Annotated in this window: 3 protein-coding genes and 4 pseudogenes; 3 read left to right on the top strand and 4 right to left on the bottom strand. The window is 67.8% G+C overall.

What is annotated here, in order from left to right:
* The 3 genes and pseudogenes from ACZ5TL_RS39340 to ACZ5TL_RS39330 form a co-directional block, all read right to left on the bottom strand.
* Positions 1 to 236 (bottom strand): annotated as a pseudogene (locus ACZ5TL_RS39340) (hypothetical protein); the annotation flags it as partial.
* Between the two features lie 122 nt (positions 237 to 358).
* Positions 359 to 1,020: pseudogene (locus tag ACZ5TL_RS39335) on the bottom strand (nucleotidyl transferase AbiEii/AbiGii toxin family protein).
* Positions 1,017 to 1,379, bottom strand: a complete 363-nt coding sequence (locus tag ACZ5TL_RS39330; RefSeq protein WP_468595572.1) for a hypothetical protein — start codon at positions 1,377 to 1,379, stop codon at positions 1,017 to 1,019. The pseudogene ACZ5TL_RS39335 and the gene ACZ5TL_RS39330 overlap by 4 nt, the downstream one beginning before the upstream one ends.
* Positions 1,380 to 2,360: 981 nt before the next feature.
* Between ACZ5TL_RS39330 and ACZ5TL_RS39325 the strand changes: the two are divergent.
* Positions 2,361 to 2,531 (top strand): annotated as a pseudogene (locus tag ACZ5TL_RS39325) (threonine aldolase); the annotation flags it as partial.
* A 167-nt stretch (positions 2,532 to 2,698) separates the two neighbouring features.
* Here the strand turns inward: ACZ5TL_RS39325 and ACZ5TL_RS39320 are convergent.
* A pseudogene (locus tag ACZ5TL_RS39320) lies at positions 2,699 to 3,215 on the bottom strand (questin oxidase family protein); the annotation flags it as partial.
* A 340-nt stretch (positions 3,216 to 3,555) separates the two neighbouring features.
* On the opposite strand from ACZ5TL_RS39320, the gene ACZ5TL_RS39315 reads away from it, so the two are divergent.
* Positions 3,556 to 4,089 (top strand): GNAT family N-acetyltransferase, encoded by a 534-nt coding sequence (locus tag ACZ5TL_RS39315; protein ID WP_468595571.1) that lies wholly within the window; start codon positions 3,556 to 3,558, stop codon positions 4,087 to 4,089.
* Positions 4,090 to 4,410: 321 nt separating this feature from the next.
* A complete protein-coding gene (locus ACZ5TL_RS39310) occupies positions 4,411 to 4,536 on the top strand; it encodes a universal stress protein (protein ID WP_468595573.1) in 126 nt (41 codons plus the stop codon).
* Positions 4,537 to 5,147 lie beyond the last annotated feature (611 nt).

Genomic DNA, 5,147 nt, shown 5'->3' with positions numbered 1-5,147 from the left:
TCTTTTTTGGGGTTGTTTTTTCCCCCCCCCCCCCCCACCCCCCCCCCCCCCCCCCCCCCCCCCCCCCCCCCCCCCCCCACCCCCCCCTCCCCCCCCCCCCTCCCCCCCCCCCCCCCCCCCAGGACGGCTGTGGGGATTCCCAACCCGTACGCCTCGCACAGAACGCCCAGAGCGAGGGTGTCGGCAATGCCGACGGCCCACTTGTTGATCGTATTGAACGTGGCCGGTGCCACTGACTATGGAACTGGTATTCGATCAGCGTCTTGATCCTGGCCAGGGTCCAGGTCTGATCCGGCCAGCCGTGCGTGACCGATCCTTTGGCCAGCTCCTGCTCCAGAACAGGGGATGACGCGTGACCTCAGGCGTTCTCGTCATGGATCCGCGCACCCAGATCCTCCGCCCACTCCAGCGCCCACGCCTTGAGTTCTTCGATCTGCCGGGAGGTGAACCCGTACGCCGTGTAGTCCTCATCCTCGTACCAGTCCGCGCCGATGAGCCGGTCCCGAAGGTCTTCGAGGCTGAACTCATCGTGGGCGCGACGCCGGCCCAGGGATTCGAGGTCGGCGGTGGAGCGGTGGCGGGAGGCAGCCTGGACGTCGATGAGGTCGCGGACGGTGCCGCGATATCGGCGAGGGCACGGACCTTGGTGCCGATCACGTCGTCGAGGGAAAGAACGGGGCCGTAGGGGGTCTGGGCGGGCGGAGCCCAGAACGCCTCCTTGAGGACGTCGACCTCGCACTCCTCGCCGGTGTCCGGATCGGTGACGAGGAACCGGCCGCTGAGCGGATCGGTCTGGACGTGCGTGGTCCGCCATCCGCGCGCGCTGAGGCCTGCTGTGAGTGAGGCGACGATCTCCTGCATCGGAGCGGGGTTCTCGGTGGCGACGTCGAGGTCACGGCTGAAGCGTTCGACCAGGCCGTGGGCCTGCACGGCGTATCCGCCGGTGAGGACCAGAGGGTAGGGGGAGCCGAGGTCGAGGATGTCGGCGAGGAGACGCTCGTGGAGCGGAGTGAGCTTCACGCGGCGGTCGTGTCGGCTGGAGCGGTGCGGAGCAGCTCGGGGAAGGCGTCCTCCCAGACCTCGCGGATGTAGGGACTGATCAAGCGCCGCAGCACGGGCCACTGCTCGGTGAGCAGCCGGTGGTGGAGGAGGGCCACCAGGTCCTCACTCAGTCCTTCGGCGAGGACGGTTCGGTAGAGCGTCATGCGGGACTTCGGACGGTCCAGGCTGTAGCTCGTCCGCCCGGACCAGACGATGTGGAGCGGCAGGTCCACGCTGCCCTCGACGGGGCCGACCAGCTCCTGCAAGCGCTCGGGCAGTCGGCTGCGGTAGCGGTCCCGCAGCACCTCGGCGCGGGGGGCGGTGATCGTCGTGTCCATGCATCCAGTATCGCTGCTGGGAGGCGGCGGCATGGCGGATACGGGGGTCCCCCCATCGTACGTACACAGGTCGGGCGGCCGCCCGCCCTTCCCTCTGACATATCACCCAGTGGGTGCTTAGCGCATCATCGCCTACCCGCGCAGGCCCCCAGGTGACGCGGCAACCGGCTGCCCTGCAGACCCAGGACCAGCCCCGCTCGCGGGCGCGGGCGATCATGACGCAGCGGGTCACCCGGAGGGCCACCGCAGTGGAGTCGGCTGCGGCTTCGGTCTCGGTGTCGGAAATGACGACGGTGCCGAAACCGACGCCCATGGCGCCAGCTCAGTGGACGAGAAGGACAACGGCGGGCGAGGTCGCGTTAGCGGCCGGAGGGGGCAATCGGCATCCATGAGGCACGCCGCTTCGGTCCCGAACGCAGCCCACTCACTCAGGCCCCATACCGCGGACGAGCTGTCGAGTCACGCAGCGGACCTCCCGAGCGGGGGCCAGGCACCTGTGTCCAGGTCCCCCGCCATGGCGGCCATCAGGTCAGCAAGCTGGGACGCTCCCGCGCCCGATGCTGACCGCTTGCTGACCCGAGCGGGGCCATCACCCCGCTGACCTGTTCAAACACCCAAAGGCTAGATCTTGGACTTGAGCATGGTGCGCAGCATTTTGAACTCCTAGAAGACGGCTCCCTGCCGGATCTTTGCAGGTCAAGGGCGTTCTTCACTGTACACGGGCACGCTTCGGACTCGAAGATTGTGGGAACATCGCTTCGCTCTGAGGAGAAGGCTCCCCGCCTGCACTATCGCGCGAACCAGGCTGTTGTGACGCCGCCGACCAGGCGCCCGCCGGGCAGCCGTCTCGGAACATGCGGGGACTGATGCTGACTTACCTGGCGACACATCAGGTCGGGATGATCAGGCCGGTCGTTGGTGTGATTACGGGCGGGGGACGTGACCGCGTAGTCGCGGCCGACGACTTCAAGAACACGGCCGGCCAACCAGATCTTCGCCGTCCTGCCGTCGGCCGTCACCGGGCGTCTCCAGAAGCGTTTCCGTTTCTACACCTGGGACGAGCAGGCCGGCGAGGTCCGCTGGATGACCTCCTTCGACACCACCGAGGGCGACGTGGACGCGTTCGCGGCGGCGATTGCGGAGGAGCTGGCGGCGGAGCGAGACCAGGGGCCGGCGGGCGCGCTGACCATGGCCAAGCGCGAGGAACTGGTGCAACTGCGCCGTAAGTCCGCGAGATGGAAGAGACGATCGAAGGGCTGGGGAAAGAGTCTGCCTTCTCCGCGAACCGCAAGACGAAGTAGCCGGCGGCGCAAGCCTGGGAGTTCGCAGGCCCGTGCTGCGGCCACCAGCGCGCCGGTGCTACCAGTGGTGGCGGCTACGTCCAGCGCGGTGTCGGCGAACTTCACCACATGCTCGTCGCCGTGCTCAGCCGCGCGTGCGAAGACTTCCTGTGCGGCGTCCGCCACCGATCCGGTAGGGACTTTCGGTAGTTCAGGCGCCGGCGCCGGGGTGGCTGCTGAGTACAGCACGGTCACCGCGGCGCTCGCTGTCCAGGCGGCGTTCAGACTCGGTGCCCACAGCGCGGGCGGCAGCGCGGGCAGGGTGCGCAGCACGGCGTTGGGCGCGATGGCGGCGTGCACCAGCATGACCGGGCTGGCCGTGCGTGGCGTAGCGGTTCGCGGCTGCCCGGACGAGCTCGGCCAGCACGTCGCGGGATTCCTCAGGCGTCACTGGCGGGCGGAGCGCGGCGGTCGCCGCCGTCCAGCCGGGCGTTCCGGCCAGCTGCGCGAGGCCGTCACGGAAGCCTCCGTCCTGGTCCGCTATCAGCGGGATGCGTCCAGCGCACTACCCGGGCCGGCGGTGCCGCCCGGGGCAGCGGCGCCGGGCGTGGTGGCTTCGTTGATGTCTAGGGACAGCGTTTGTCGACGGTTTCCGGAGGCAGTTGCTGATCAACGAGCTCGGAGATGTCGAGGAGAAATGACGGCACGGCCGTGTCCGCAAAGCCGACGTCGGTGCACAGGTCAACGTGTCCCGCAGGGTATAGCCGAACGCGCACAGGTCGAAGACGACGCTCAGAGAGATCTCGGTTGTCCCGCATATCGAGCGTCCACTATCGGCAGGACCCGACCGCGCCCCGTCGTACGACGGAACGTTCACCTGTGAGATGGTTGCGGTCATGACAGTTGGCGCGCCGGACAGCGGGGTTTCACTCGAGACGGGCCGCCTGCTGCTGCGACCTTGGCGGGTAGCCGAGGCTGTCGTCCAGCGTGAACTGTGGACCGAACGTGATCCACGAGTGCCGCCGCACCGCCGAATCGACACGGACGGACACCCCACGGTCGCGGAGCTCGAGGATTCGATCCGCACCAACAAGGTTTGGTCGACCGGGTTGCTGGCGGTCGAACGGAAGGCATCTCGTGACGTCATCGGCTACTGCGGCCTCGTCGACAGCGGGCGAGGATCCGTAGGGGAACCTGAACTCGCATTCGAGCTGCTACGCCGAGTTTGGCGTCAGGGATACGCGACCGAGGCATCGTTGGCGGTCTTGGCATGGGCGCGATCATCCGGGTGTGAACGTCTGTGGGCCACGGTCTGGGACTGGAACACCGCTTCGCGCCGAGTGCTGGCCAAGGTCGGATTCACCGAGACCGATCGGAAGGAAGTGGACGCGGTGCACGGGACCACCCTGTTCACCACGAGACGCCTCTGACATACCCGAAGCCCGTGAACGGATCGGGGTCAGACAAAGCGTCGCGTCTGCCTCCGCTCGTCTCATCGTCGATCCGCACCACTCTGTCTACGCCAGCTGTACTTGGGCGTGCACGTTGACTCGGCGTGCCGATACGGGACGGCCAGCCGCCCCGAACCCGCGCGTCGCCCCTGCCGACTCCTGCCGAAAACCCGGGAAGTGCCGCGGGGATGGAGCGGGGTGAGGAGGGCGCCGGCGGCGGAGCAAGGTGAGATCCGGACCGTGGCCGAAAGCCGCCCCACGCAGGCAGCCACGGGCATGACCGCGCTGCTGACGGCTTGACTGCTGGTCGTCGGCTCCCAACGGCGAACCGGCGTGCGCAGATTCCTTCTCGGCCCGGTCAGCGCCGAAGTGCTGCACACGGCACACTGCCCAGTCGCCGTAGTACCTGTTCAGCGCGACGGTTGATTCCCGCTGTGGGCTCCGGTCACAGCGAGGCTCCGACCCAAACCATGAGTCCACGAGCTGGGAAGATCAGGCCCATCGCGTCCGGCAGCCGGCCCGCCCGATGCGCGGCTGGGTCCTCGTCGACGGGTTCGCTCTCACGGAGGATGAGGTCCTCGGCGAGTGGATTGAGAAGGACGCGCCTTCACTGCGAGTCTGCCGCCCAAGTGACACGCAGGCACAGCCGACGCGGAGGCCCTGCCCAAGACGTACGCCCGACTCCTTGTCCTCTCACGCAGCACGGGCGTCCCTCCCTGGCCTGAGTGCGGCTGTCTCGCTGAGCGCGGCGTCTCACGTACTCATAACGCGGTAGGCGCGTCCTGCGACGCCACGCGCTCTCACACTGCCCTGCGGCGGGGGCATTGGGACATCCCTGATGGCCACCGGCAGGTACACAGGCCAGGGCTGGATGACCAAACGCAACCCTGTCAGCACCGCCCACCCCTTGCTATGGCTCGCATGCAAGGTGGAAGGGACGGATGAGGGGCCTTGCGTTCTTCGGACAGGGACTTGACCGACTAAATCATGCAGCAAGACGCAATTTTTCGAAATCGGCGTGGACTTCGCGCGGCGGG

The sequence above is a fragment of the Streptomyces sp. NPDC033136 genome, from assembly GCF_055578235.1.
The sequence above is the reverse complement of the archived record's forward strand: the minus strand, read 5'-3'. Positions and strand labels throughout refer to the sequence as shown.

What these genes read in the sequence shown, in the direction of transcription:
- ACZ5TL_RS39315 (WP_468595571.1), top strand. Translation starts at nt 3,556, where the DNA reads ATGACAGTTGGCGCGCCGGACAGCGGGGTTTCACTCGAGACGGGCCGC.
- ACZ5TL_RS39330 (WP_468595572.1), bottom strand. Translation starts at nt 1,379, where the DNA reads ATGGACACGACGATCACCGCCCCCCGCGCCGAGGTGCTGCGGGACCGC.